This is a genomic window from Streptomyces griseiscabiei (assembly GCF_020010925.1).
Taxonomy (GTDB): Bacteria; Actinomycetota; Actinomycetes; order Streptomycetales; family Streptomycetaceae; genus Streptomyces; species Streptomyces griseiscabiei.
On record NZ_JAGJBZ010000002.1, the window covers coordinates 2,665,476 to 2,691,045 of the forward strand.

A 25,570-nucleotide genomic window follows, 5' to 3' on the forward strand; every position below is an offset into this window, starting at 1 on the left:
CGTGAAAGGCAGTTGTCGCGCCATGCCCCCCACCGCGCCGCACTCGAAGCCCGCCGAGTCCACCACGGCCGACCGGAACCCCGACGCCCCCCACGGCGTCCCCGTCGTCGACATCTCCGCCACGGGACCCGGAAGCACCCCCGTCCAGCAGGTCATGGGCCTGATGCGGGACCACGGGCCCGTGCTCGTACGGCGGCTGCACGGGCGGGACACCCTGTTCGTCGCGGATCTCGACCTGGTCGCCGACCTGTCCGACGAGACCCGGTTCGCCAAGGCCGTCGGTCCCGCGCTGGAGAACGTCCGGGAGTTCGCCGCCGACGGACTGTTCACCGCGTACGGCGACGAGCCGAACTGGGCGAAGGCGCACGACATCCTGATGCCGGCGTTCGCGCTGGGCTCGATGCGGACGTACCACCCGGTGATGCTGCGGGTGGCCCGCAGGCTGATCGACTCCTGGGACCGGGCGAGCGCCACCGGGCAGGCCGTGAACGTGGCGGACGACATGACCCGGATGACCCTCGACACGATCGGACTCGCCGGCTTCGGCTACGACTTCGGCTCCTTCGAGCGCGACGAACCCCACCCCTTCGTCGAGGCCATGGTCCGCTGTCTGGAGTGGAGCATGAACCGGCTGAGCCGGCTTCCCGGCGACGACCACACAGCCGCGGACGCCGCCTTCCGGGCGGACGCCGAGTACCTCGCCGGGGTCGTCGACGACGTCATCGCCGCCCGCCTGCGGTCGGGGGAGACGGGCACCGACGACCTGCTCGGGCTCATGCTCACCGCCGAGCACCCGGCCGACGGCACCACCCTGGACACCGCCAACATCCGCAACCAGGTCATCACCTTCCTCATCGCCGGCCATGAGACGACCTCCGGCGCGATGTCCTTCGCGCTGTACCACCTGGCCAAGCAGCCGGCCGTCCTCCAGCTCGTGCGGCGCGAGGTCGACGCCCTGTGGGGCGACGAGGCCGACCCCGAGCCGACGTTCGACGAGGTCGGACGGCTGACGTACACCCGGCAGGTGCTGAACGAGGCGCTGCGGCTGTGGCCGACGGCCGCCGCGTTCACCCGGTACGCCCGCGAGGACACCCTGCTCGGCGGCCGGATCCCCCTGCGCGCCGGACAGACGGTGACCGTGCTCGGCCCGACGCTGCACCGGCAGCCCGTCTGGGGCGACAACCCCGAGCTCTTCGACCCCTCCCGGTTCACCGCCGAGGCGGAGGAGGCCCGCTCCCCGCACGCCTTCAAGCCCTTCGGCACCGGCGAACGCGCCTGCATCGGACGGCAGTTCGCCCTTCACGAGGCGACGATGCTGCTCGCCGTGCTCGTCCACCGCTACCGGCCGCACGACCACACCGACTACGCCCTCACGGTCAAGGAGACCCTCACCCTGAAGCCCGAGGGCTTCACCCTGACCCTGTCCCCGCGCACCCCCGCCGACCGTACGCACGCCCCGCTGCCCGGCGCCCGGTACGCCGACACCGCCCCGCGGTCCGACGAGACCACCTCTCTTTCCACCCGCGTACGCCCCGGCACCCGCGCCCTCTTCCTGCACGGCAGCAACTACGGCACCTGCCGCGAGATCGCCGCTCAACTGGCGGAAGAGGCGGCGGAGTTGGGGGCGGAGACGGAGGTCGCGTCCCTCGACACGTACGCCGGCGGGCTGCCCGCCGACCGCCCGGTCGTCGTCACCGCCGCCTCCTACAACGGCCGCCCCACCGACGACGCCACCGCCTTCGCCGCCCAGCTCGACACCGACGAGGCCGCCTTCACCGGCAGTTACGCCGTCCTCGGCGTCGGCGACCGCAACTGGGCCGCCACCTACCAGCACGTCCCGGCCCGCATCGACGAACGCCTCGCCGCACTCGGCGGCACCCGTCTGCTGGACCGCGCCGCCGCCGACGCCTCCGGCGACCTCACCGGCGCCGTCCGCGCCTTCACGGCCGGCCTGCGCACCGCGCTGCTGAAGGAGTACGGCGACCCGGACGCCACCACCGGCGCCGACGAGCCGCCCGCCTCCGACCACCGGGCGCCCGCCTCCGCCCACGAGGTCCGCACCCTCACCGGCGGCCCGCTGCACGCCGTCGCCGAGCGCCACGGACTGACCCCGATGACCGTCACCGAGGCGTACGACCTCACCGCCCCCGGCCACCCGCGCGCCAAGCGCTTCGTCCGGCTCGCCCTGCCCGAGGGCGCCGCCTACCGCACCGGCGACCATCTGACCGTGCTGCCCGTCAACGACCCGGCGCTCGTCCGGCGGGCCGTCACCGCGCTGGGGCTCGACCCGGACGACGTCCTCGACATCCGTTCCCGGCGCCGCGACGGCATCGCCGTCGACCGACCGGTGACGGCGCACCAACTTCTGTCCCACCACGTGGAGTTGCAGACCCGGCCGACGCCCGACCAGCTCTCCGCACTGGCCGCCGCCGACCCCTGCCCGCCGGAGCGCGCCGCCCTCGCCGCGAGCGCGGCCGACGGAACCGAGCACGGCACCCTGGTCGAGGTGATCGAGGCCAACCCGGCCCTGCGCGGTGCCCTGACCTGGCCGGCCCTCCTCGACCTGCTCACCCCGCTGCGTCCCCGCCACTACTCGATCTCGTCCTCACCGGCCACCGACCCGGCCCACGCCGACCTGATGGTCTCCCTGCTCCGGACCCCGGCCCGCTCCGGCGACGGCCTCTACACCGGTGTCGGCTCGGGCTACCTGAACACGGTCAAGCCCGGCGACACCCTCCTCGCCCGGATCCAGCCGTGCCGCGAGGCCTTCCGGATCGGGCACGACGACCCGGCACCGGTCATCATGGTCTCCGCCGGCACCGGCCTCGCTCCCTTCCGCGGCGCCGTCGCCGACCGGGTCGCACGGGCCGCCTCGGGCAGTGAACTCGCCCCCGCCCTCTGCTACTTCGGCTGCGACGCCCCGGACGCGGACTTCCTGCACGCCGACGAGCTCCGCGCCGCCGAGACCGCCGGAGCCGTCTCGCTCCGCCCCGCCTTCAGCGCCGCCCCGGTCGACGGCGCCGCCTTCGTCCAGCACCGGATCACCGCCGAGGCCGACGAGGTGGGTGCCCTGCTGGACGCCGGCGCCCGTGTGTACGTCTGCGGCGACGGCTCCCGCATGGCACCCGGCGTCCGCGAGGCGTTCCGTACGGTCCACGCCGCGCGGAACCCCGGCGCCGACTCCGGGCGGTGGCTGGACGACCTGATCGCCTCGGGCCGCTATGTGGAGGACGTCTACACGGCGGGCTGAGCGCCATGGCCTGATCCTCCCGTCGCGGGCGGATCAGGCCTGCGACCGTGCGGGCCCACCTGGCAGAGTGGGCCCGCACGGCCGTGATCGGCGCGACAGGGGCGAGACGGGGGACCGGAGTGGACGACGAGGAGCGGGCGCGGCTCGTCCTGGCGGCGGCGGGTCTGCCGCCCGAAAGCCTCGCCGAGCGGCTGCCGCTCGACGGCGGCACGTACAACACCGTCGAGGAACTGCGCCTCACCGACGGCACCCGGCTGATCCTCAAGATCCCCCCGCCGCCCACCGCGCCGGGCCTGACCCATGAGCGCGAACTCCTCGGCGGCGAGGCCGAGTTCTGCCGGGGCGCCGGGACCGTCGGCGTTCCCGCGCCACGGGTGGCCGGAGTCGCCCTCGACGAGAGCGCACCCGCCGGCCGGCACATCCTGCTCACCCACTGCCCGGGTGGGGGTTGGGAGGGGCTGGAGCCCGGCCAGGAGGCGCGGCTGCGCAGGGAGTTGGGCGGTCTGGTGGCCCGGCTCCACCGGGTGACCGGCCCCGGCTTCGGTTATCCGTCGGGTGTGTTCGGTCCGCTCACCGCCGACTGGCGTACGGCCTTCGCCGCCCTCTACGACGGCGTCCTCGACGACGCCCGCCGCTTCCGGGCCTGGCTGCCCCTCCCCGTGGACGAGGTGGCCCGCACCGCCCGGCTCGCGTACGACGCCCTCGACGAGGTGACCGTGCCGAAGCTGGTCCACTTCGACCTGTGGCAGGGCAACATCCTCGTCGAGCGCGGGGAGTCGCCGCGTGTCGGGGGTCTGATCGACGGCGAGCGCATGTTCTGGGGCGACCCGGTCGCCGACTTCGTCTCCCTGGCGCTGCTCGGCGACATCGGACAGGACGCCGATTTCCTGACGGGCTATCAAGAGGCGGGCGGGGAGATCGGGTTCACGCCCTCGGTCCGCCGTCGCTACGCCCTCTACCGCAGCTACCTCTACCTGATCATGCTGATCGAGGTGGTGCCCCGGGCGATGGACGACGGGCACGTCGGGTGGCGGCGGGAGGAGGTCGCACCGCGGCTGACGGCGGCCCTGGAGGAGCTGCGGGACCTCTCCTGACGGGCGGGACACGGCGGTCCACGGTGGTTCACGGCGGTTCACGGCGGTCCATGGATCACCTGGTTTGGGCCGCCCGGACCGAGGTACCCGCGCCCGGTGCACGACAGGAAGGAGCACGCCGTGACCGATCACCGGCTGGAGGGTCCCGGCGAGCACGCGGACCCGGTACCGAGGGACCTGCCCGACCAGCAGGCCCACGAGGGCGAGGACCCGTGGGAGGTGGCGCCGAGCAGTGCCACCGGCGACGACCGGGACGACGAGACGGCCGACAAGGCCACCGACGTGCCCGACACGGACGAGGCGGGTACCGGCAGGCAGGGCGCACCGCGGTCGGGTGCCGTCAACCCCGAGCAGCCCGTCCCCGACGAGCCCTCCGGATGACGTACCGACAGTGACGCAACGACAGTGACGCGCCAGGACTCGGCGCCTCCCCGGTGGGACCCGGGGAGGCGCCGTCATGGCGTCCGCGATGCGCGGGGCGCCCTCAGCCGGCCTTCCGCCCCCGCAGCGGTTCCGTCTCCGCCCCGGCTCCCTGACGCAGCCCCTCCAGGAACTCCTCCAGCACCTCCACGGCCGTCCGCTCGGGCCGCCAGCGCAGTTCGTCGCGGGCCCTGGAGGAGTCCATCAGCGGCAGCCGCAGTACGGCGTCGAAGAGGTGCGGCGAGGCGGGCAGCAGCCGCAGGTTCCAGGCGGCGGCGACCGCCGAGCGGGCCGCGGCCCGGGGCAGCCGCACCGGACGGGACCCCAGCACCTCGCCGAGCAGCTCGGCGTCCACGGGGGACTCGGCCGCGAGGTTGAAGGCGCCGCGGACCTCGGAGCGCAGCGCCAGCCGGTACGCCCGGGCGGCGTCGTCGGTGTGCAGGGTCTGCACCTTGAGGCCGGGGATGTCGGGCAGGAACGGCAGCAGCTCGGGCCGGGCCAGCTGCCCCGGCAGGAAACGCCCGCCGAAGATCCGGCGCTGCTCGCTCGCCGACTCCCGCTTGAACAGGAACGCGGGCCGCATCCGCACCACCCGCACCCCGGGATGCGTGTGCTCGAAGGAGTCCAGGGCGCGTTCCAGATAGGCCTTCTCCCGGCAGTACGCGGCGTCCGGCCAGCCGTGCGTGGGCCACGACTCGTCGACCGCGCGGCCCTTGGGGCCCGGCGAGTAGGCGCCGACCGACGAGGCGTGCACCAGGGTCGGGACCTTGGCCGCCGCCACCGCCTCGAAGACCCGGATGCTGCCCAGCACATTGGTCCGCCAGGTCGTGGCCGGATCGTGCGTCGGCTGGAACGCCCACGCGAGATGGACGACCGCGTCCGCGCCCTCGAACACCTCCGCCAGATCGGTCTTCTCGGACCCCACGTCCATGGCCGACCAGTCCGTCTTCGCGGGTGCCCACGACGGGACGCGACGGGCCAGCCCCCGGATCCGGCCCACGTCCGCGTCCTCGGCGAGCAGCCGTACGAGGCTGGTCCCCACATTGCCGGTGGCGCCGGTGACCACGATCTCCGTGCCGGATTCTCCGTTCACCGCTGACCCCTCTCGCGCTTCGAGTCGTCCAGGGCTGCCCACGCCCCGCGCGGGCGGCGCACGGGTACCCGGCCCCCGGCGATGCACGCGGCCACCACCGGACCCGCCCCCGCGAAGCCCCCGGCCTGGCCGATTCCCGAGGGGGCGGGGCACCCCCGGGGGATGATCGGTCCATGACCGAGATCATCCTGATGTCCGACCCGAAGGTGGCGGCGGTACCCGTCCACGACCGCGACGAGCCGCTCGTCGACGTACGCCGGTCAGGCTCCCTGCTGGTCGACGAGCGCAAGGCCGACGCCACGGGCGCCTACGCCCATCTGCGCGCGGGCGTGCTGGACCGGCTGGCCGAGGCCCAGTCGCTGCTGCCGGACGGGCTGCGGCTGCTGTTCGTCGAGGGCTACCGCCCACCGTCGCTGCAGCGCCGGTACTTCGAGCGGTACGCGCAGGAGCAGCGCGCCCTGCACCCCGACTGGTCCGCCGACCGTATCCGGACAGCGGCCAGCCGCTATGTCTCCCCGCCCGAGATAGCCCCGCACTCCGCGGGCGCCGCCGTGGACCTGACCCTGGTGGACGCCGAGGGCCGCGAACTCGACTTCGGCACGCGGGTCAACGCCAGCCCCGAGGAGAGCGACGGCGCCTGCTACACGGGGGCGGACGGCATCTCCGCCGGGGCCCGCGCCCACCGGGAGACGCTCGGCGCCGCCCTCACCGCGGCCGGCCTGGTCAACTACCCCACCGAGTGGTGGCACTGGTCGTACGGCGACCGCTACTGGGCCCTGGCGACGGGCGCGCCGGCGGCGCTGTACGGTCCGCGCGAACTCGGCGCCTGACCGCGCGGGACAAGGAGAAGCCCCGACCGGGACGGGGGAATCACGGTCGGGGCGGTCTGTGTGTGGGTGCGGATGGCGGTCGCCTCTCGGCGAAAGGCTCCACAGGGCTTCAGCCGAACGATCGTCCCTGTGGGCAAAAGGTGAGGCCCGGGGACACTGTCCCATCCACACCCACGGCTGGTTCAACGGGAAAGTACCAGGGTGTGTTCCTTCCGTATCCGGACATTGCAGGTGATCTGCGTCACGACGCCCGCTCCGGGATCTCCCGGTCACGCGCCCACCCCAGCACCTCCTCCACCTCCCATGTCGTCACCACCCGCTCCGCCGGCACCCCGCACTCCTCGGCCCGGGCACACCCATGCGCCTGCCATGTCAGCTGCCCCGGGGCATGGGCGTCCGTGTCGACCGAGAACAGCACCCCCGCCTCCACCGCGTCCCGCAGCAGCCGCCGGGGCGGATCCAGCCGCTCCGGCCGGGAGTTGATCTCCACGGCCGTGCCCGTCTCCGCACAGGCCGAGAACACCGCCTCCGCGTCGAACTCCGACTCCGGCCGCCCCCGCCCGGTCACCAGCCGCCCCGTGCAGTGCCCCAGCACATCGGAGTGCGGGTCGCGCACCGCGGCGACCATCCGCCGGGTCATCGCGCGCGCGTCCATCCGCAGCTTGGAGTGCACGGACACCACCACGACGTCCAGCCGGTCCAGCAGCTCCGGCTCCTGGTCCAGCGAACCGTCGTCGAGGATGTCGCACTCGATGCCGGTGAGCAGCCGGAACGGCGCCCATGTCTCGTTGAGCGCGGCCACCACGTCGAGCTGCTCCCGCAGCCGCTCGGGGGACAGGCCCCGGGCGACGGTCAGCCGGGGCGAGTGGTCGGTGAGCACCGTCCACTCGTGGCCGAGGCGTGCGGCGGTCCGGCCCATCTCCTCGATCGGGCTGCCGCCGTCCGACCAGTCCGAGTGCACATGGCAGTCGCCCCGGATCAGCTCCCTCAGCGCCGCGCCCGCGTCCCCGTCCGTCAGCGGGGCGGCCTCGGCGGTCTGCTCCAGCTTCCGCAGATAGCCGGGCACCTCCCCGGCCAGTGCCTCCCGCGCCACCTGCGCGGTCTTCGGCCCGACGCCCTTCAGGGACTCCAGGGAGCCCGCCGCCGCCCGCTCGGCCACCTCGTCCGCCGGTAGCGCCCCGAGTACGGCCGAGGCCGTACGGAAGGCCCGTACGCGATAGGTGGGGGCCCCGTCCCGCTCCAGCAGGAACGCGATCCGGTCCAGGGCCTCCACGGGATCCATGACACCTCCGGGCTCCGGTCCACGGCTTCCGGTCCACGGTTTCCAGCGTCGCCCAGCCCCCGGGCGCCCGCACGGCGGCCGGGCGATCGCGGGGGTGCGGTCCCGTCCGCCCGGCCCGCCCGATCCCACCTGCCCGGACGCACCCGGCCGTGCCCCGGCCGGTCACGGACGCCGGAACCGCTCTACGCTCTAGACATGACCGAAAGCGCGAGCCCCTACATTTCCCACCCCCGGGTCCTGGTGCTCGGTGTGCAGCCCGGTACACCGCCGTTCCGGATCGTGGAGATCGACGGCCAGGTGGTCGGTGAGGCGAAGTCGTTGACGGATGTGCTGCGGGCCGCGGCGGCGTACGGGGTCGTCGTCCACGACCTCGACGACCCCGACCAGGTCCGCTGGGTGGGCGGCGACAAATTCACTTGGATGCCGCGCTAGCTCCCTTGCGGCGGCCCACACGCAGGCGCTGGATCCAGGCGCCGCGCGGCGCTTTCGGCTTGGCCGGTGCCTTCGGCCGGGCGGGCGCCTTGCGCTGGGCGGGTGCCTTGCGGCCGGATGCCCTGCGGCCGGCCGGTGCCGCCTTCGGCTCGCGCGGGGGCCGTGCGTGGACCGCCCGGCCGAGGCGCCGGCCCAGCAGCAGATAGCCGAGCAGCGCACCCGTCGTGTTGAGGATGACGTCGTCGATGTCGAAGGCGCGTCCGGTGACGAGTGCGCCCTGCACCAGCTCCACCAGCAGCATCATCAGCGCGGTCAGCGCGGGCACCCGCAGCAGACCGCGGGCGCCGGGAGCCAGTACCGGGAGCAGCAGGCCGAACGGCACCCCCAGCAGGATGTTCCCGCCGACCTGCTTGAGCGCGTCGCGCGGGTCGGGGTGGTGCCAGTACAGCTCCAGGGAACTGCCGGGCTGCAGATTGCTGTGGGTGAGCGCCTCCGAGGCCGGGGACGGCTGGAGGGTGAGCCCGGCCAGGACGACGCCGAACGCCACCATGGCCAGGAAGGCCAGGGCCATCGCCAGCAGCCGCACGGGCAGCGGGAGTGGCCGTCGATCGCCCGGGGCCGCCGGGGGGCGGCGGCCGGAGGCGGTGGTACGGGAACGTGACGTGGTGCCGGCCATGCGACCCTCCCGAATTCAACTTCCGTCTGTCTCAAGCCTGTTACCCCCGAAGCGGCCCTCGATTCCCGGCGGGGTGGGAAGTGGTGGGCCGGGCGCCGCAAGGTTTCGACCCGTCCCCGTGGGGCACTCCGGGTGGGGAGTGACAGGGACCCGCTCCCGTTCGAGGGGTGGCCGGTACGGCACCCGGGAGCGGCGGGGCGTGGGAGAGCGCGCACGGCGCGCTCTCCCCGAACCCGGGGGCCGGGGAGAGCGCCGAAGCCCGGTCGGGCCCGTACGTCGCCTCAGGACCCGTACGTCACCTTCACCTCCTCGAAGCCGAGGGACTTCAGGAGTCCTTCGAGCATGTCGGTGGTGTTGGCCTCGGCACGGTCGGTGAGCTTGCTGTCCTTCGCGGCGTCGCCGATGTGCTTGACGGCGAGACGCTGCACGGCCTGCTCGCCGTTCGGGTTGTCGGAGAAGAGATCGCCGAGCCGGTCGAGCAGCCCGCGCTGCTTGGAGACGGCGTAGGAGTGCTCGGTGTCCAGGGCGGGCTTGCCGAGCTGGGCGCGTGGGAGGTTGATGGTGGCCGAGGTGCGGTCCTCGTCGACCTTCACGTCGTTCTCGCCGACCTTGCCCAGGTCGACATAGGCGTCGACGGTGCCCGCGCCCACGTACAGGGTGCGGGTGCCGCGGAGCGCGTCCGGCAGGTACTTGGCGTCCTTCTCCAGGTCGACGACCACCTGGAAGTTGCCCGAGGCGGCGTCGTAACGGCTCATGTCCTGGATGGACTTCAGCAGCGTCGGCCCCGAGCGGTCGTGCTCCTCGGTGCCGAACACGTCGTCCAGCCCTCCGAAGACCAGCATCCGCAGTGCGGCCAGCAGCACCACGATGAGGATGACCACGGCGGCGAGCAGCTTGGCCCAGCCGGGCACCCGCGTGTGCTTGATGGACGTCGTCATGTCGACGGCCCTCCTTCCTCCTTCAACGAATGCCCTCAAAGGCCCTGGAGGAACGCCGAGTTGGTGATTGCTCGCATAGCATGAGCCGCGCAACCCGTAATGATCATGTTCATACGAGGAGCCGACCGTGCGTGACATCGCCGTTTTCACCGGCAGCGCCCACCCCGAACTGGCGGAGGAGGTCTGTGCTCATCTCGGGGTGCCGCTGAGCCCGTCCCGGGTGAGCCGCTTCGCCAACGACTGTCTGGAGGTGCAGCTCCAGGCCAACTGCCGGGAGAAGGACGTGTTCCTGGTCCAGCCGCTGGTCGCGCCGGTGCAGGAGCACCTCGTCGAGCTGCTGCTGATGTGCGACGCGGCGCGCGGCGCCTCGGCGGGCCGGACCACGGTGGTCATGCCGCACTACTCGTACGCCCGCTCCGACAAGAAGGACGCGCCGCGCATCTCCATCGGCGGCCGGCTCGTCGCCGATCTGATGGTGGCGGCGGGCGCCGGCCGGGTGCTCGCGATGACCCTGCACTCGCCGCAGGTGCACGGCTTCTTCTCGGTGCCGGTCGACCATCTGCACGCGCTGCGCGAGCTGGCCGCGCACTTCCGGCGCCACGACCTCTCCCGCACGACGGTGGTCTCACCGGACCTGGGCAACGCCAAGGAGGCGGCGGCGTTCGCGCGGATGATCGGGGCGCAGGTCGCGGCGGGTGCCAAGCAGCGGTTCGCGGACGACCGGGTGAGCATCAACTCGGTGATCGGCGAGGTCGCCGGGCGGGATGTGATCGTCCTCGACGACGAGATCGCCAAGGGCAGCACGGTGCTGGAACTGCTGGAGCGGCTGCGGGAGCTGGGGCCGCGTTCCATCCGGGTGGCGTGCACTCACGGGTTGTTCGCGGCGGGGGCCCTGAAGCGGCTGAGCGCGCAGCCCGACGTCCTGGAGATCGTCTGTACCAACACGGTGCCCGTCCCCGTGGAGGAACGGACGGAGAAGCTGAGGATCCTCTCCATCGCCCCCGCGCTCGCGGAGGCCGTACGCCGCATTCACAACGGCGAGTCCGTCAGCGCCCTGTTCGACGCGCCGGCCCGCGAGTAGGACGGGCTACCGCGAGGGGCTGGAGGAGGGCGAGGGGCGGGGTCATAACGTGCCGGACGCGGCCTCGGGCCGTTCCAGCGCCGTGTCCGGCTGTTCCAGGGCCGCGTCCAGGGACGGGGCGGGCGGCAGCAGCCGGGCCAGGCCGGTGACCTTGAGGACGCGCAGGGAGAGCGGATGGGTGCAGACCAGCCGCAGGTCGCCGTCGCGGTCGAGCACCCGCTGCCGGGCCCGGTAGAGCAGCCTGAGGCCCGAGCAGTCGAAGAACTCGACCTGCCGCAGGTCGATCACGATCCGGGCACCGGGACGGCCGGTCTCCGCGTCGAGGTGCGGAATGATCTCCACGGCCGCCGCGATGTCGATCTCGCCGTGCAGTTCGAGCACGGTGCGGCCGCGGTCCGTGCGGACGCGCAGGTACTCGGTCGCGGGCGGAGTGGGGTCGCTCGACACGACGGCATCGCCTCCAACCGGACTCTGTGAGGGCAAGGCGCCGGACAAAACCCTTCCCCGCCCTGCAAGTTACCCTCGTCAGAGTGAATTTCAGCATGTTCGATTGACATATGTCTTCGATTTCTCCGCCAATCCGTGCGGAGTTTTGCGCGGCGCCCCCTACGACAGCGCGTGCCACGCCTTCGACAGCGCCTGCCGGAACTGGTCGGCCTGATGTGCGGTGAGATCGCTGATCATGCGTTCCTCCAGGTCACGCATGGGTTCCGCGTAGCGGGCGAGCAGCTCGCGCCCCTCGTCGGTCAGCAGGATCAGCAGCTCGCGCCGGTTGCGCGGGTTGCGCTCCCGGCGTACGAGTCCTCGGTTCTCCAGGCTGCGTACGAGATCCGCGACGGACTGGGCCGTGACGAACGAGTCGCGGGCGAGCTGGGCGGCCGAGAGTCCGTCGTGCCGCTCCAGCACCGTGAGGGAGGTGTACTGCAGGGCGGTGATTCCGGCCGGTTTCACCAGCTCGTCCAGGCGTGAGCGGACAACCAGCTCGACCTGCTTGACCATGTAGAGAAGGGAGGGGGGTGCCTTGGTGCCGACCATGGGGTCAGCGTAAGGCATTGACAGGAAACCTGTGTGTAATGAAACTGCGAACCAACAGGATTCCTGTTGGTTGAAGACTTGGTGATCAAGGCATGATCACAGCTGGAACAAGGCTGAGGAGTGGGCAATGACGACCACCTTCGAGAGCGGGCCCGGGCGGCTGTTCATCGGTGGACAGTGGGTCGAGGCGGCCGACGGGGCACGTACCGACGTGATCGACCCCTCCACGGGACAGGTGGTCACGACGGTCGCGGAAGCGGGCGCCGCCGATGTCGACGCCGCCGTGCGCGCCGCGCGCGAGACGTTCGACAGCGGTACGTGGTCCGGGCTGAGCGGCCGGGAGCGCGGCCGGATCCTGAACCGCGTCGCCCAGCTCATCAGGGAGAACGCGGATGAGATCGCGGCGATCGAGAGCCGTGACGTGGGCAAGCCCATCACGCTCGCGCACGCCGTCGACGTGACGAACGCGGCCAACGACTACGAGTACTACGCCTCCCTCGCCTGGACGCTGGACGGCTCCGCCCGCGACGTCCCGGACAACCGGCTCGCGTACACCAGGCGTGGCCCGATCGGTGTGGTCGGCGCGATCACCCCGTTCAACTTCCCGCTGATCCTGGCCGGTTCCAAGATCGCCCCCGCGCTCGCGGCCGGCAACACGGTCGTCCACAAGCCGGCCGAGGAGACCCCGCTCAGCGCCCTCTACATGGCGGGCCTGCTCAAGGAGGCCGGGGTTCCGGACGGCGTCTACAACGTGGTCACCGGCACGGGCCCGGTCGCGGGCGAGGCGCTGCTGCGCAACCCCGGCGTCGACAAGATCGCCTTCACCGGCTCCACGGCCACCGGCCGGCACGCGGCGAGCGTCGCCGGCGAGGGCCTGAAGCAGGTCACCATGGAGCTGGGCGGCAACGCGGCGCACGTCGTCTTCGAGGACGCCGACATCGAGAAGGCCATCGGCGCCATCATCAAGGGCTTCGTCTTCAACACCGGCCAGTTCTGCATGGGCGGCCCCCGGCTGCTGGTCGCCCGCCCGGTCTACGAGACCGTCCTCGGCATCCTCGCCGAGGCCGTGCCCGGCGTCCCCCTCGGCGACCCCCGGCAGCCGGAGACCGTCATCGGCCCGATGGCCGGCGAGCGGCACCTGAAGAAGGTCGAGGAGTACGTCGAGCTGGCCCGCAAGGAGGGCGGCCGGATCGTCTGCGGCGGCGAGCGCCTGGACCTGGACGGCGGCTACTACTACAAGGCCACCGTCATCGCCGACCTCACCAACGACTCCCGTGTCGTCCAGGAGGAGGTCTTCGGGCCGGTGCTCACCGTGCAGCCCTTCGACTCCGAGGACGAGGCCGTCGAACTGGCCAACTCCACGCCGTACGGCCTGGCCTCCGGCATCCAGACCACCAACCTCACCCGCGCCCACCGCGTCGCCGACCGCCTCCAGGCGGGCATCGTCTGGGTCAACGACTGGCCGATGCTCGACCCCGCCGTGCCCTTCGGCGGTGTGAAGGCCTCCGGCTTCGGCCGCGAGTACGGGCCCGAGGCCCTGGAGTCCTACACCAAGGTCAAGTCCGTCGTCGTCTCGCTCGACTGAGCGCACCCCCGGGAACAAGGAGTTCATGAGCATGTCCACCACCACACGTGCCGCAGTGGTCGAGTCCGGGGGCGCGCCCTTCACCCTCTCCGAGGTCGTCCTCGACCAGCCGGGGCAGGGCGAGGTCCTGGTCCGGATGGTCGCCGCCGGGCTGTGCCACACCGACCTCGGGGTCGCGAGCGGCGGGCTGCCCTTCCCGCTGCCCGGCGTCCTGGGCCACGAGGGCGCCGGAGTCGTCGAGGCCGTCGGCCCGGGGGTCGCCTCGGTCGCGCCGGGCGACCACGTCGTCCTGTCCTTCACCTCCTGCGGCGCCTGCCCCAACTGCCGCGACGGGCACCCGGCGTACTGCGCCACCTGGCTGCCGCTGAACCTGCTCGGCGGCCGGCGTGCCGACGGCACCAGCACCATCAGCCGGGACGGCCAGGACCTCGGCGGCCACTTCTTCGGCCAGTCCTCCTTCGCCGAGCGCGCCCTCGTCGACGAGCGCGGCCTCGTCAAGGTCGACCCGGACGTGCCGCTCGACTCCATCGCCCCGCTCGGCTGCGGCGTGCAGACCGGTGTCGGCGCCGTGTGGAACGTGCTGGAGCCCCGTGCGGGCAGCACGGTCGTCGTCCTCGGCGCCGGAGCCGTCGGCCTCTCCGCGGTGATGGCGGCGGCCCTCACCCCCGCGACCACGGTCATCGCCGTCGACAAGGTCGCCGAGCGCCTGGAGCTGGCCAGGGAACTGGGCGCCACGCACACGGTGAACGGCGGCGAGGTCGCCGACCTCACCGAGGCGATCATGGAGATCACCGGCGGCCGGGGCGCCGACGGGATCGTGGAGACCACCGGCAGCGTCTTCGTGCTCCGCAAGGGCGTCGACGCGCTCGCCGCGCGCGGCACCCTCGTCATCGTGGGCGCCCCGCCGTTCGGCACCGAGGTCTCCCTCGACGTCAACGGCATGCTCGGCGGCAAGCGGGTCGTCGGCCTCACCCTCGGCGACAACGAGATCCAGACCGCCATCCCGGTCCTCGTCCAGCTCGTCAAGGAGGGCAAGCTGCCGCTCGACCGGCTGATCAGCCGCTACGCGTTCGAGGACATCGGCCAGGCGGTCGCCGACATGAGCGGCGGCAAGGCCATCAAGCCCGTCCTGACCTTCTGAGCCGTCGGACCATCGGACCTTCGGACCTTCCGACCGGCACCGGCACGGGGACTCGACAAGCCATCTCCCGCCGGGGCACGTCCTCCCCGCGTGACCCCGGCCCTGTGGGTGACCTGGACCACCAGGTCACCCACAGGGCTGTCGAACGTCCCGGGCCCCTCCGGCGTCGTAGGAGGCAGACGGAGCAGGTGGAACGAACACGGGGGTGCGGATGCGCAGGGGACTCATGGCGACGGCGGTCCTGACGGCCGTCGCGGCGGTGGGCTGCGGGACCGGGAGCGGGGAGGGCCTCGTGGTGCCCGGGACGGCACCGGCAACGCCGTACGACGGACCGCTGTACGTGCCGCACCGGGAGGTCGACGAGGACGGCGTCGAGGCGATCAGGACCGAGTCGGGCGCGGCCGGCCGGGCGCTGGAGTGCGACGGCGAGATCTACGAGGGTGGCGGGGGACCGGGAGCCTGGGGCGAGAACGACGGCGGCGACACACCCGAGGAGGGCCTCGCGGCGTACTTCGACATCGAGGTGCCCGACGTCCCGAGGGACGGCTACCGCCTGGAGCGCGAGGAGAAGGACCGGGCCCTCTTCTCGTACGACGTCGACGGCCGGACCAAGGTCGCCGTGATCGTGGCCAAGGACCGGCGGAACAGCCCCGGCTGGGGGCCGGAGACCAGCGCCTCCTGCGACCCGGCCGAACTGCCGGCGAGCTTCACGGACGGCCGGTGGTACGAGGTCTGGACCGACCGGAACGGCGAGCGGGTACCGATCACGAAGGTGCACACGTCCGAGGGCGCGGAGCACTGCGACTGGCAGAAGGCCCATTTCCTGTCGACGGGCGACGACGCGGACGGCAGGGGCCGGCTCTACGGCCGCGACCCCGACGGCGTCCTGCCGGACGGGATGCTGACCTCCGCCTACGACGGCGACGTCCCCATGCCCGTGCACGCGCGCGACACCGGATACCGGCACGGGGACCGGGCGCTGTGGCTGATCGACGGCGACCCGTCGAAGGCCTACGTCCGGACCCCCGACGGGGTCGAGGTCTGGCCCGAGGTGGCGAAGGGCATGGGCTGCGCCTGACCCGTGGGAGGACGGGCTCAGCGGCTGCGGTGCAGCGCCACCAGCAGCTGCCACGCCTGGTCGGCGATCTCCCGCGGGGTGCCGTCGAGGAGGCCGTGCAGCCAGTCGGCGAGGACCCCCGCGAAGGTGGCCGCCACGGCGGAGGCCACCAGCGGGGCGTCCGCGGCCCCCGCCAGCTCGCGTTCGCGGAGGCTGTAGGCGCGCAGGTCCCGGTGCAGGACCCGGCCGAGCGGTCCGCCGCCGCCGGGCGCCAGCAGCGCGCGGTACAGGGCCGTGTGCGGCGCGAGCCCGGCGAAGAACTCCGGCAGCGCCGCCGGCGCCCGCACCGGATCGGGGCGCCCGCGCCAGGCGTGCAGCGCCTCCACGGCCTCCCGTACGACATCGGCGCAGGCGTCGACGGCCAGCGCCTCCAGGTCCGGGTAGTGCACATAGAACGTGGCCCGGCCGACGCCCGCCCGGCGGACCAGCGCGGCCACGCTGACCTCGTGCAGCGGATGCCGGGCGCACTCCTCCAGGAGGGCCTCGCGCAGCCGGGCCCGGGTGCGGGCCGCCCGGGGGTCCTCGGCGGCCCGGTGCTCCTCCGGGGTCATCCGGCGACGAGCACGGCGGCCAGGGCGAGCGCGCCGGGCAGCGCCTGGGCGACCAGGATGCGGCGGTTGGCGGTGGCGGCCCCGTAGACGCCCGCGACGATCACACAGGCCAGGAAGAAGATCTGGACCCGGTAGCCGGTCGGGTCGCCCGCGATCAGGCCCCACACCAGACCGGCGGCGAGGAAGCCGTTGTAGAGCCCCTGGTTGGCGGCCAGGGAGGCCGTCCGCTTCGCCATCTCCGCGTCCAGCCCGTGGAAGGACATCCCCGGCTTCTTCTGCCACAGGAACATCTCCATCACCAGGATGTACGCGTGCAGCAGGGCCACCAGCGCGACCAGCACGTTCGCCAGGATCTCCATGGTCAATAGTCTCCGTCGTTCACTCGGTCCACCGATGTCCCGTCCATTTCTTGGACAGATGTCCACTATAGCTGGACGGCTGTCCAGGAAGTCCAGCCGACCGGTCGGGGTGCTCCGTGGACCGTCGCCGACGGGTTGTCGGACCCTGCCGCTAGGTTCCGGTGCATGAGTCAGCAAGGCATGCGTGAGCAAGAGGTGACCGTGCGGCGTGCCCGGGCCGAGGATGTGCCGGGGATCGTCGTCTCCAGCTCCCTGCTCTTCGCCGAGGACGGCGGGGAGCGGGATCCGAGCCTGGACGTGGACTGGCCGCGCCTGCACGGCGCCGAGGTCTTCACGGCCGCCCTCCAGAACCCCGGCAGACTGCTGCTCGCCGCGCTGCACGGCGGCGAGGTGGTGGGCCATCTGTCGGGCTCGCTGTCCGGCCCCTCCGCGATGCGGCCCGTCGGATCGGCCACCCTGATGGCGCTCTACGTCCGGCCCGAGCACCGGCGCGCCCGCCTCGGCGCCCGGCTGGTCGACACCTTCCTGGAGTGGGCGCGCGAGCACGGCGCGGCGCACGCCGAGGTGACCGCCTCGGCGGCCAACGCGGACGGCATCCGGTTCTACGAGCGGGAGGCGTTCCGCCCTCAGGCGCTCACACTGCGGCTGAACCTGTGACCGGCGGGTACCCGGGGACCGTATGGGCGGCGGCGGAACCGTCCCCCGCGCCCGGGATCCCGTACGGAGGAGACATGGCACTGGTACAGGCGGGCCTCGTGGTGCTGGACTGCGCCGAGCCGGAGAAACTCGCGGTGTTCTACAAGGAGTTGCTCGACGCGCGGGAGACGGACGCCTCCGCCAACCGCGTCGAGATCGAGGGCGCCTGCGGTGCCCGGATGGCGTTCCGCCGGGACGTCAACGCCACCCCGCCCAGCTGGCCCCGCCCCGAGAACTCCCTCCAGGCACACCTGGACTTCTACGTGGAGGACCTGGACGAGGCCGAGCGGCGCATCGTCTCCCTCGGCGGGCGCCCGGTGGACACCAAGGAGCCGAGCGGCCCCTTCGAGGAGCGCGGCTACTCCGACCCGGCCGGCCACTCCTTCACCCTGCGCCGCGAACACCCGACGGCTCCCAAGCAGGGCTAGGGCTACTTCCCAGAGGTCGTCGGGGGCAGACCGGTTCCGGTCGGTCTGCCCCCGCTCCTCAGTCCCGGCCGCCCTTCTCGGCGGCCGGCCAGGTTCCGGTGGACCGCTCGATCGCCTTGGCGCCCGTGCGGTCCACCGCGCTGCGCACGACCGCGAAGATCGCGCCCTGGACGGCCGCCGCGAGCAGCACCTCGCCCCAGCCGCGGTCCCGGTCCAGCGCGTCGGGCGCGTCGTCCTCGTCGCGGATCAGCTTCCAGGTCTTGCGGAACGCGGCCGTCGCCACCGCGCCGCTGACCCAGCCGAGGGCGAAGCCGAGGGGCTGGTAGGCGAGCGGGAGCTTCATCTTCTTCTTCTTCTTGGACATGGGGTCCTCCTCCTTCAGGTCGCCACGGCCTCGGCGGCGGGCACCGGACCGGGCGGTGTTCCGTCGCCGAACGGGCTGCCGCCCAGGTCCTCCCGGCCGTGGGGGACGCGCCAGCCCGCCAGATCGGGCCCGAGCGGCACGATCGCGGTCGGGTTGATGCCGGTGTGCACCTGGTAGTAGTGGCGTTTGATGTGGTCGAAGTCGACGGTGTCGCCGAATCCGGGGGTCTGGAACAGATCACGGGCGTACGCCCACAGCACCGGGTCCTCGGCCAGCTTCCAGCGGTTGCACTTGAAGTGGCCGTGGTAGACGGGGTCGAAACGCACGAGCGTGGTGAAGAGCCGGATGTCGGCCTCCGTCACGGTCTCCCCGACGAGATAGCGCTGCCGCGCCAGCCGCTCCGACAGCGCCTCCAGCCGCCGGAACACCCCGGCGCAGGCCTCCTCGTACTCCTCCTGCCCGGTGGCGAAGCCCGCCCGGTACACGCCGTTGTTGACGTCCTCGTAGACCTCGGCCATCACGGCGTCGATCTCGTCGCGCAGCGCCTCGGGGTAGAGGTCGGGCGCGCCCGAGCGGTGCAGATCCGTCCACTCCGTGGCCAGGTCGAGGGTGAGCCGCTGGTAGTCGTTGGTGACCAGCTCGCCGCTCGGTACGTCCACCACCGCCGGGACGCTGACCCCGCCGGGGTAGCCGCTCTCGCGGGCGTCGTACGCCTCCTTCAGGAAGCGGATGCCGAGCACCGGGTCGCGGCCGTCCGGGTCCAGGGTGAACCGCCAGCTGCGGTCGTCCTGGATCGGGTCGGCGACGGCCATCGACAGGGCGTCCTCCAGGCCCAGCAGCCGCCGCGAGATCACCGCCCGGCTCGCCCAGGGGCAGGCCCGGCTGACCACCAGCCGGTAGCGGCCCGGCTCCACCGGCCAGCCGTCGCGGCCGTCGGCGGTGATCCGGTCCGCGAAGTGGCTCCTGGACCGCTTGAACGCCTTCCGCCCGTACGCCTCGTTGCCCTCGCCGACACTCATCGTGGCCGCCCTCCCGGTCCGTCCGGATACGTCTGCCCTGAGGAGAGTTCCCCGATTTCCGCGATGCCCACGGTGTGAGCGCGACGGGTCGGGGCAGTCGGCGAACGTGACGAGGGCACCAGCGGACACGGGGACGGACACCGAGACGGGCACGGACACGGAGACGGCGGAGGACCGGGGCGGCGAGGTGCCGCAGGAGCCGGGAATCCGGGAGATCCAGGAGGTCCAGGAGAAGGAAAGGGCACGGGAGGACCGCAGGACACGCGTCACCGTCCTCGTCGCCCTCGGCGCCAACCTCGTGATCGCCGCCGCCAAGACCGTCGGCGGACTCCTCGCCGGATCGCCCGCACTCCTCTCGGAGGCAGCCCACTCGGTCGCCGACAGCGTGAACGAGGTCTTCCTCCTCGCCGCGCTGCGCCGCAGCCGCCGCCCCGCCGACGCCCGGCACCCCTTCGGCTACGGCAAGGAACGCTTCTTCTGGGCCCTGCTGGCCGCCGTCGGCATCTTCGTGATGGGCGGCTGTTTCTCCTTCTACCAGGCGATCCACGCCCTGACGAGCGGCGCGCAGGAGTCCTACGACGGCTATCTCGCCGGAATCGCCGTCCTCGGCGTCGCCCTGCTCTCCGAGGGCGCCTCGCTGCTGCGCGCCCTGCACCAGGTGCGGACGCAGGGCGGTGGCGCCGACGGACTGAAGGACCCGGCGCTGCGCACGGTCGTCGCCGAGGACGGCACGGCGGTGCTCGGGGTCTCCCTCGCGATCGCCGGCATGGCCCTGCACATGGCCACCGGCCGGGTCGTCTGGGAGGCGTCCGCCTCCTTCGCGATCGGGGCGCTGCTCGTCTACGTCGCCTACCGGCTGGGCCGCGACGCCCGCGAACAGCTCATCGGCGTCGCCGCCGACCCCGAGGCCGGCCTGCGGATCCGTTCACTGCTGGAGGCGCAGCCCGAGATCGACACCGTCGAGGCCCTGCTGACCATGCAACTGGGCCTGGACTCCCTCCTCGTGGCCGCCCGTGTCGACCTCGTCCCCGGCCTGGACAGCGAGGAGGTCGAACTGGTCGCCGTCCGTATCAAGCGCTCCATCGCCCGGGTCGTCCCCGAGGCCGAACAGATCTTCCTCGACGTGACGGAGAAGACCGTGACGGAGAAGACGGGGCCGGGGGAGCGGGCCGGGCAGCGGACAGGGGAAAGCCCCGCCGCGACGGGGGAACGCGGCGGGGCCTGAGGCTCGGGTGCCCGGTGCGCGAGGATTCATGCGCGACGCGTCGAAGATTCTTCTCCGGCCCTCACCACGCCCGTGACCCGCGCCGCCTCGGCCGGGCCGTCACCCCTCGGCCGACTCCAGCACGAAGACGGGAATCTCCCGGTCGGTCTTCTTCTGGTAGTCCGCGTACGGCGGATACGCGGCCACCGCACGCTCCCACCACGCGGCCTTCTCGTCGCCGGTGACCTCACGCGCGGTCAGGTCCTGCCGGGTGGGTCCGTCCTGCAGCTCCACCTGCGGGTCGGACGTGATGTTGTGGTACCAGACCGGGTGCTTGGGCGCGCCGCCCTGCGAGGCCACGACCGCGTACCGTCCGTCGTGCTCCACCCGCATCAGCGGGGTCTTGCGGATCTTCCCGCTCTTCGCGCCGCGTGTGGTGAGCACGATGACCGGCAGACCGGTGTCCAGCAGTGTCGTCCCCTGCGTGCCGCCCGAGCTCTCGTACAGCTCGACCTGCTCGCGCACCCACTGCGTCGGGCTGGGCACGTATTCGCCCTCAAGTGGCATGGCAACCGTCCCTTGCTGTCGTGTTGCGTCCGTCTCTCGCATTCAACACCGGCCCCTTCCGGAATCATCCTCATCGCGCCACACCCGCGCGGGACTTGACGCACGGGCCCGGCCCGGCGCGGCCGGGGCCCCGCCGGCTACAGCATCAGCACCGCCAGCACCGCGATCACGGCACTCGACGCGAGTCCCGTGACCAGCCGTCCCCGGTGGCCGGTCAGCGCCCGGCCGAGGAGGGCGCCGCCGGTCGCGAGGAGCAGTTGCCAGCTGGCGGAGGCGAGGAACGCGGCCAGGACGAACACGGCCTGTTCCAGGGGGCTCACGGCCTCGGTGGCACGGCTGCCGAGCACGAGCGCGGCGAAGTACACGACCGTGGTGGGGTTGAGCAGGGTGATCCCCAGCAGCGCGGCATAGGCGCGGGCCGGGCTCACCGGGTCGCGCTCCGTGCGGCTGGTGAGGCGCCGGGCGCGGTACTGGCGCAGGGCCGTGACCGCGCCGCGCGCCGCGAGGACGAGGAGCACCAGGGCGGAGGCCCAGCGCAGGGGCGTCAGCACCGGTTGCAGCGCGGCGGCCAGGGCCGTACCGCCGAGGGCGGCGAGCAGTGCGTAGAGTCCGTCGGCCGTGGCGACGCCGAGCGCGGCGCAGGCTCCGGTCCGCAGGGACGTACGGGCGGTGAGGGAGACGAGGTAGGTCGCGACCGCTCCGACGGGGATGGCGATGCCATAGCCGGCGAGGAGCCCCGCGACGAGCGCGGCCGTCATGACCGGGGCGGTGTCGGTCCCCACGGTCGGCCGGACCGCTGCTGCCCCCGCACCGGCGAGGCGGTGGCGAGGGTCGGCGGCAGGAAGGCGTGGTCGATGAACATGGGCAGATCCTGCGGCCGGACGCCCGGCCCCCGCAATCGAATTACCGGCGGCTCTTGACCGTGGTTTCCGCACGGGCCTATTTTGTTTGAATCCAAACGATATGAAAGGCCGCGAGGTGGGCGGACAGGTGCGCCGGGGCCGGGACCGGGGCCGTCAGGCCTTCGGGCGTCGGCCGCTGCGACGGGGCGCGGGCTCGGCGCCGTTCAACAGGGTGCGGCGGCGTTCCTCGCCGTGCTCCTCGACCTGGAGCACGACACTCCGCAGCCCCTCCGCGAGGCTCCGGCACTCCGCGTCGCTGAGCTGCCCGGTGACGAAGGCCTCCTCCTCGTTGAAGGCGGGGAACACCCGCCGCATCAGCTCCTCGCCCTGGTCGGTGAGAGCCAGCAGCACCAGCCGCCCGTCCGTCGGGTGGTCCGCCCGCCGGACCAGCCCGCGCGACTCCAGCGTCCGGGCCACACCCGTGAGCGTGCCCTTGGAGATACCCGCCTCCTCGGCCACGTGCCGGGTCTCGGACTCGCCCCACACCCACACCACCCACAGCACCACGAAGGCGGTCCAGGTCAGGTCGGAGCCGCGCAGCACGGAGTTCTCCAGATGCTGCCGCACCGCCGACGCGGCCCGGTAGATGTTCGCCACCGCCGCCATCTGGTCCCGGCGGATCGGGAAGTCCCCCAGTCTCGCCGCGGCGAGCTTCTCGGCTTCGGTGATGGATCGCTGGCCGGGCAAGGGAGCTCCTCGGATCGATGGTGCGGTCATTCGGGATCAAATTGTACGGAGGAGAGGGAATCCACCATGAACACCACCCCCCGCATGCTGCTGGTCCTCAGCGAGAACTGGACTCTCACCGGCGGCCGGGCCGACCTGCCCACCGCCGTACGGTGGGCACGCGAGGCCGAGGACGCCGGGTTCGACTCCGTCATGGTCAGCGAACACATCGTGCTCGGCCCCGACGCCGCCGCCGACGGCATCATGGGCAACCCCCGCGACTACGCCCTCCCCGGCAATCAGGACCCGTACACCCCCTGGCCCAACTCCCTGCTCCTGCTCGCCTCCATCGCCTCCGTCACCGAGCGGCTGCGCCTGGCCGCCGCGGCGGTCCTCGCCCCGCTGCGCCACCCCCTGCTGATGGCCCGCGAGCTGGGCACCCTCGATCTGCTCAGCGAGGGACGGCTGCTGGTGCAGCCCACGGTCAGCTGGAGCAAGGACGAGTACGACGCGCTGGGCGTGCCCTTCGGCAGGCGGGGCCGGCTCCTCGACGAGCACCTGGAGGTCTGGGCGAAGGCCTGGGGTCCGTCCCCGATCTCCCACGACAGCGAGCACTACCCCTTCCGGGACGTCTACTTCGAGCCCAAGGCGTACCGCCCCGAGGGGCCGAGGCTGTGGTTCGGCGGACAGCGTCTGCACGGCCCCGTACTGCGCCGGCTCGTCCGGTACGGCCACGGCTTCCACCCCCTCGGGCGGCCCACCCCGGACGACCTGACGGCGCTCCACGAGGCGATGGCCGCCGCCGGACGGGACGCCGCCGAGCTGGAGATGATCGGCGGCACCCAGGCGGTCTTCCCCGACGACCGCTCCCCGGCGGACCTCGGCGCCGCCCTCGCCTCCATCCCCGAACAGCTGGAGCTCGGCTTCACCACCTTCTGTGTGAAACCGAACCAGTTCATCGACGACGCGGACGGCGTGGGCGCCTTCTGCAAGGAGGTCATGCGGCGGGTGGAGGCGCTGACGGGCTGAGGACGTGAGGAGGCCGACACCGCAACCCGCGGCGTCGGCCTCCTCACCCGTGTCCCGCTCAGCGCTCGAAGACGATCCCGCCGTCGAACACGGTCATGTCCACCCGGACCCCGGTGATCTCGTGCGGGTCGAGGTCCAGCAGCGGCCGGTCCAGGACACACAGGTCGGCCACCTTGCCCACCTCCACGGACCCCTTCCACTCCTCGGCGAAGTCCTGCCGCGCCGGGTTGATCGTGTACGCCCGCAGCGCCTCGGCGAGCTCCACGCGCTGTTCGGGGCCGCTGACCCGGCCGCTGGCCTTCGACTCGCGCAGCAGCATCCCGGCGACGCCCTGCCGCCAGTCGGGCTCGGTGATCGGCGCGTCGGAGCTGGCGCACACCGCGACCCCCGCGTCGAAGGCCGAGCGCGCGGGCCACTGGTACGCCGACCGCTCCGCGCCCACGACCTCCGCCATCAGGTCGGAGATCGTCCACTTGATGGCGGGGTTCATGTTCACGCCGTAGCCGTGCGCGGCCAGCCGGGCGAGGCTGCCGGCGCCGATGAAGTCGCCGTGGATGACGTAGTGCCGGGCGTCGGCGCGCGGCACGGCCCGCTGCGCCGCCAGGAACGCGTCCACCACCAGGTCGATCGCCCGGTCGCCGGTGACATGGACGCCCAGCTGGTAGCCGGCCTCGTGCGCGACCCGGATCATGTCGAACAGCTCGTCGACCTGGAGCTCGGGCGTCCGTCCGTGCACACAGAGGGAGCCGTGGCCGCCGTCCGCGTAGGGCTCGTTCATCCACGCCGTACGGTTCGGGGGCACCCCGTCGGCGAAGATCTTCACACCGATGGCGTTGAGCAGCCGGGGGTCGGCGGACTCGGGGCGGTGGAGTTCGGCGAGGCCCTTGCGGACGTCGTCGGCGGAGCCGCCGATGGGCGCGGGCAGGAGCAGCACACTGACCCGGGCGTGCAGCGCGCCGTTCTCGGCCAGCTCGGCGTACGCGGTCCAGTTGTCGGTGCTCAGCCCGCCGAACAGGGTCTCGGAACCGCCGGGGCCGAGGCCCGGCTCGGTGTAGCTGGTGATGCCGCGCGAGTGGAGTTCGGCGACGACCGCGCCGATGGCCCGGCGGCGCTGGGCGACCGTGGGGGAGGGCAGGGCGGCCTGGAGCAGGACACCGGCGGCCTCGCGGAGGATGCCGGTGGGCCGGCCGTCGGCGTCCCGGTCGACGACCCCGCCGTCCGGCGCCTTCGTGCCGGCGTCGATCCCACAGCGGCGCAGCGCCTCGCTGTTGGCCCACACCATGTGCTGGGAGAAGTCGGTGAGACAGACCGGGTGGTCCGGCGCCACGGCGTCCAGGTCCGCCCGGTGCGGGAGCCGGCCGGGCTCGGCCAGGCACTCGGCGAGATAGCCGGGGTCCCAGCCCAGACCGACGATCCACTCGCCGGGACCGGCGGCCCGCGCCGCCGCGCCCACGACCTCGGCGATGCCGGCGATCGACCCGACCGCCGGGTGACCGACGTCGAGGGCGAACGGCGGCTTGGACAGCCCGTACGCGGCGCCGTGCAGATGGGAGTCGTTGATGCCGGGCAGCACGGTCCGCCCGGCCAGCTCGACGATCCTCGTCGTCGGCCCGGCCAGGGCGCGCATCTCGGCGTCCGTGCCCACCGCGACGATCTCCCGTCCGCGTACGGCCACGCCCTCGGCGACCGAGAAACCGGCGTCGACGGTGATGACCTGACCGCCGGTCAGGACCAGGGTGGGGGAAGTGTCGCTCACGAGGACCTCTCTGGGGTGTCTGAGTGCGGGGGAGGAGGGGCGGGAGGGCGTGGGC

Annotated in this window: 27 protein-coding genes; 13 read left to right on the forward strand and 14 right to left on the reverse strand. The window is 72.7% G+C overall.

Annotation, left to right across the window (positions count from 1 at the left end):
• Window positions 1–22 precede the first annotated feature (22 nt).
• The 3 genes from J8M51_RS28905 to J8M51_RS28915 all read left to right on the forward strand — a co-directional run bounded on the left by J8M51_RS28905 (window position 23) and on the right by J8M51_RS28915 (window position 4,725).
• Window positions 23–3,250: a cytochrome P450 gene (locus J8M51_RS28905; RefSeq protein WP_086754370.1), complete on the forward strand. Its 3,228-nt coding sequence runs from the start codon at window positions 23–25 to the stop codon at window positions 3,248–3,250.
• A gap of 119 nt (window positions 3,251–3,369) precedes the next feature.
• On the forward strand, window positions 3,370–4,344 hold the full coding sequence (locus tag J8M51_RS28910) for a phosphotransferase family protein (protein WP_086754368.1): 975 nt from the start codon (window positions 3,370–3,372) through the stop codon (window positions 4,342–4,344).
• 120 nt (window positions 4,345–4,464) lie between these two features.
• Window positions 4,465–4,725 (forward strand): hypothetical protein, encoded by a 261-nt coding sequence (locus J8M51_RS28915; RefSeq protein ID WP_086754378.1) that lies wholly within the window; start codon window positions 4,465–4,467, stop codon window positions 4,723–4,725.
• Window positions 4,726–4,828: 103 nt separating this feature from the next.
• Here the strand turns inward: J8M51_RS28915 and J8M51_RS28920 are convergent, their stop codons facing one another.
• Complete coding sequence (locus J8M51_RS28920; protein WP_086763525.1) at window positions 4,829–5,857, reverse strand: SDR family oxidoreductase; 1,029 nt, start codon at window positions 5,855–5,857, stop codon at window positions 4,829–4,831.
• Window positions 5,858–6,030: 173 nt separating this feature from the next.
• On the opposite strand from J8M51_RS28920, the gene J8M51_RS28925 reads away from it, so the two are divergent.
• On the forward strand, window positions 6,031–6,687 hold the full coding sequence (locus tag J8M51_RS28925; RefSeq protein ID WP_086763523.1) for a M15 family metallopeptidase: 657 nt from the start codon (window positions 6,031–6,033) through the stop codon (window positions 6,685–6,687).
• A 241-nt stretch (window positions 6,688–6,928) separates the two neighbouring features.
• On the opposite strand, the gene J8M51_RS28930 is transcribed toward J8M51_RS28925, so the two are convergent.
• On the reverse strand, window positions 6,929–7,969 hold the full coding sequence (locus tag J8M51_RS28930; RefSeq protein WP_086763521.1) for a PHP domain-containing protein: 1,041 nt from the start codon (window positions 7,967–7,969) through the stop codon (window positions 6,929–6,931).
• A gap of 195 nt (window positions 7,970–8,164) precedes the next feature.
• Between J8M51_RS28930 and J8M51_RS28935 the strand changes: the two genes are divergently transcribed.
• On the forward strand, window positions 8,165–8,401 hold the full coding sequence (locus J8M51_RS28935; protein WP_086763519.1) for a hypothetical protein: 237 nt from the start codon (window positions 8,165–8,167) through the stop codon (window positions 8,399–8,401).
• Here the strand turns inward: J8M51_RS28935 and J8M51_RS28940 are convergent.
• Both J8M51_RS28940 and J8M51_RS28945 read right to left on the reverse strand, forming a co-directional pair.
• Window positions 8,382–9,077: a VanZ family protein gene (locus J8M51_RS28940; protein ID WP_086763517.1), complete on the reverse strand. Its 696-nt coding sequence runs from the start codon at window positions 9,075–9,077 to the stop codon at window positions 8,382–8,384. The two genes, J8M51_RS28935 and J8M51_RS28940, sit on opposite strands and share 20 nt — an antisense overlap.
• Before the next feature lie 281 nt (window positions 9,078–9,358).
• Window positions 9,359–10,015: a DUF4230 domain-containing protein gene (locus tag J8M51_RS28945; RefSeq protein WP_086758582.1), complete on the reverse strand. Its 657-nt coding sequence runs from the start codon at window positions 10,013–10,015 to the stop codon at window positions 9,359–9,361.
• Window positions 10,016–10,142: 127 nt separating this feature from the next.
• Here J8M51_RS28945 and J8M51_RS28950 point away from each other — a divergent pair, with 127 nt between their 5' ends.
• Entirely contained in the window at window positions 10,143–11,096 is a 954-nt protein-coding gene (locus J8M51_RS28950) for a ribose-phosphate diphosphokinase (RefSeq protein WP_086758580.1), read from the forward strand.
• A 42-nt stretch (window positions 11,097–11,138) separates the two neighbouring features.
• Here the strand turns inward: J8M51_RS28950 and J8M51_RS28955 are convergent, their stop codons facing one another.
• On the reverse strand, window positions 11,139–11,543 hold the full coding sequence (locus J8M51_RS28955) for an anti-sigma factor antagonist (protein ID WP_086758578.1): 405 nt from the start codon (window positions 11,541–11,543) through the stop codon (window positions 11,139–11,141).
• A gap of 159 nt (window positions 11,544–11,702) precedes the next feature.
• On the reverse strand, window positions 11,703–12,131 hold the full coding sequence (locus tag J8M51_RS28960; protein WP_086758576.1) for a MarR family winged helix-turn-helix transcriptional regulator: 429 nt from the start codon (window positions 12,129–12,131) through the stop codon (window positions 11,703–11,705).
• Between the two features lie 127 nt (window positions 12,132–12,258).
• Between J8M51_RS28960 and J8M51_RS28965 the strand changes: the two genes are divergently transcribed.
• The 3 genes from J8M51_RS28965 to J8M51_RS28975 all read left to right on the forward strand — a co-directional run bounded on the left by J8M51_RS28965 (window position 12,259) and on the right by J8M51_RS28975 (window position 15,935).
• The gene (locus J8M51_RS28965) at window positions 12,259–13,716 is read left to right on the forward strand and encodes an aldehyde dehydrogenase family protein (RefSeq protein WP_086758574.1); all 1,458 of its coding nucleotides are present in this window, start codon (window positions 12,259–12,261) and stop codon (window positions 13,714–13,716) included.
• Between the two features lie 31 nt (window positions 13,717–13,747).
• A complete protein-coding gene (locus J8M51_RS28970; RefSeq protein WP_086758572.1) occupies window positions 13,748–14,857 on the forward strand; it encodes an NAD(P)-dependent alcohol dehydrogenase in 1,110 nt (369 codons plus the stop codon).
• 211 nt (window positions 14,858–15,068) lie between these two features.
• The gene (locus J8M51_RS28975; RefSeq protein WP_086758570.1) at window positions 15,069–15,935 is read left to right on the forward strand and encodes a hypothetical protein; all 867 of its coding nucleotides are present in this window, start codon (window positions 15,069–15,071) and stop codon (window positions 15,933–15,935) included.
• 17 nt (window positions 15,936–15,952) lie between these two features.
• On the opposite strand, the gene J8M51_RS28980 is transcribed toward J8M51_RS28975, so the two are convergent.
• Both J8M51_RS28980 and J8M51_RS28985 read right to left on the reverse strand, forming a co-directional pair.
• Complete coding sequence (locus J8M51_RS28980; RefSeq protein WP_086758568.1) at window positions 15,953–16,525, reverse strand: TetR/AcrR family transcriptional regulator; 573 nt, start codon at window positions 16,523–16,525, stop codon at window positions 15,953–15,955.
• On the reverse strand, window positions 16,522–16,884 hold the full coding sequence (locus tag J8M51_RS28985; protein WP_086758566.1) for a DUF1304 domain-containing protein: 363 nt from the start codon (window positions 16,882–16,884) through the stop codon (window positions 16,522–16,524). The genes J8M51_RS28980 and J8M51_RS28985 overlap by 4 nt, the downstream gene beginning before the upstream one ends.
• Window positions 16,885–17,049: 165 nt before the next feature.
• On the opposite strand from J8M51_RS28985, the gene J8M51_RS28990 reads away from it, so the two are divergent.
• On the forward strand, window positions 17,050–17,541 hold the full coding sequence (locus tag J8M51_RS28990; RefSeq protein WP_256965415.1) for a GNAT family N-acetyltransferase: 492 nt from the start codon (window positions 17,050–17,052) through the stop codon (window positions 17,539–17,541).
• Window positions 17,542–17,615: 74 nt separating this feature from the next.
• Complete coding sequence (locus J8M51_RS28995) at window positions 17,616–18,008, forward strand: VOC family protein (RefSeq protein WP_086758562.1); 393 nt, start codon at window positions 17,616–17,618, stop codon at window positions 18,006–18,008.
• A 58-nt stretch (window positions 18,009–18,066) separates the two neighbouring features.
• On the opposite strand, the gene J8M51_RS29000 is transcribed toward J8M51_RS28995, so the two are convergent.
• Together J8M51_RS29000 and J8M51_RS29005 are read right to left on the reverse strand one after the other, a co-directional pair.
• Window positions 18,067–18,372 (reverse strand): DUF4235 domain-containing protein, encoded by a 306-nt coding sequence (locus tag J8M51_RS29000; RefSeq protein ID WP_086758560.1) that lies wholly within the window; start codon window positions 18,370–18,372, stop codon window positions 18,067–18,069.
• A gap of 14 nt (window positions 18,373–18,386) precedes the next feature.
• The gene (locus J8M51_RS29005; protein ID WP_086758558.1) at window positions 18,387–19,391 is read right to left on the reverse strand and encodes a glutathione S-transferase family protein; all 1,005 of its coding nucleotides are present in this window, start codon (window positions 19,389–19,391) and stop codon (window positions 18,387–18,389) included.
• 187 nt (window positions 19,392–19,578) lie between these two features.
• On the opposite strand from J8M51_RS29005, the gene J8M51_RS29010 reads away from it, so the two are divergent.
• Complete coding sequence (locus J8M51_RS29010) at window positions 19,579–20,616, forward strand: cation diffusion facilitator family transporter (protein WP_086758584.1); 1,038 nt, start codon at window positions 19,579–19,581, stop codon at window positions 20,614–20,616.
• A gap of 99 nt (window positions 20,617–20,715) precedes the next feature.
• Here J8M51_RS29010 and J8M51_RS29015 read toward each other — a convergent pair whose 3' ends face one another.
• The 3 genes from J8M51_RS29015 to J8M51_RS29025 all read right to left on the reverse strand — a co-directional run bounded on the left by J8M51_RS29015 (window position 20,716) and on the right by J8M51_RS29025 (window position 22,751).
• Window positions 20,716–21,162, reverse strand: coding sequence for a nitroreductase family deazaflavin-dependent oxidoreductase (locus J8M51_RS29015; protein ID WP_086758556.1), 447 nt, complete (start codon window positions 21,160–21,162; stop codon window positions 20,716–20,718).
• Between the two features lie 137 nt (window positions 21,163–21,299).
• Window positions 21,300–21,920, reverse strand: coding sequence for a LysE family transporter (locus tag J8M51_RS29020; protein ID WP_179203233.1), 621 nt, complete (start codon window positions 21,918–21,920; stop codon window positions 21,300–21,302).
• 258 nt (window positions 21,921–22,178) lie between these two features.
• Window positions 22,179–22,751: a MarR family winged helix-turn-helix transcriptional regulator gene (locus tag J8M51_RS29025; RefSeq protein ID WP_086758552.1), complete on the reverse strand. Its 573-nt coding sequence runs from the start codon at window positions 22,749–22,751 to the stop codon at window positions 22,179–22,181.
• Between the two features lie 66 nt (window positions 22,752–22,817).
• On the opposite strand from J8M51_RS29025, the gene J8M51_RS29030 reads away from it, so the two are divergent.
• Window positions 22,818–23,759: a TIGR03619 family F420-dependent LLM class oxidoreductase gene (locus tag J8M51_RS29030; RefSeq protein ID WP_086758550.1), complete on the forward strand. Its 942-nt coding sequence runs from the start codon at window positions 22,818–22,820 to the stop codon at window positions 23,757–23,759.
• Between the two features lie 58 nt (window positions 23,760–23,817).
• On the opposite strand, the gene J8M51_RS29035 is transcribed toward J8M51_RS29030, so the two are convergent.
• Window positions 23,818–25,515 (reverse strand): amidohydrolase, encoded by a 1,698-nt coding sequence (locus J8M51_RS29035; protein ID WP_267299568.1) that lies wholly within the window; start codon window positions 25,513–25,515, stop codon window positions 23,818–23,820.
• Window positions 25,516–25,570 lie beyond the last annotated feature (55 nt).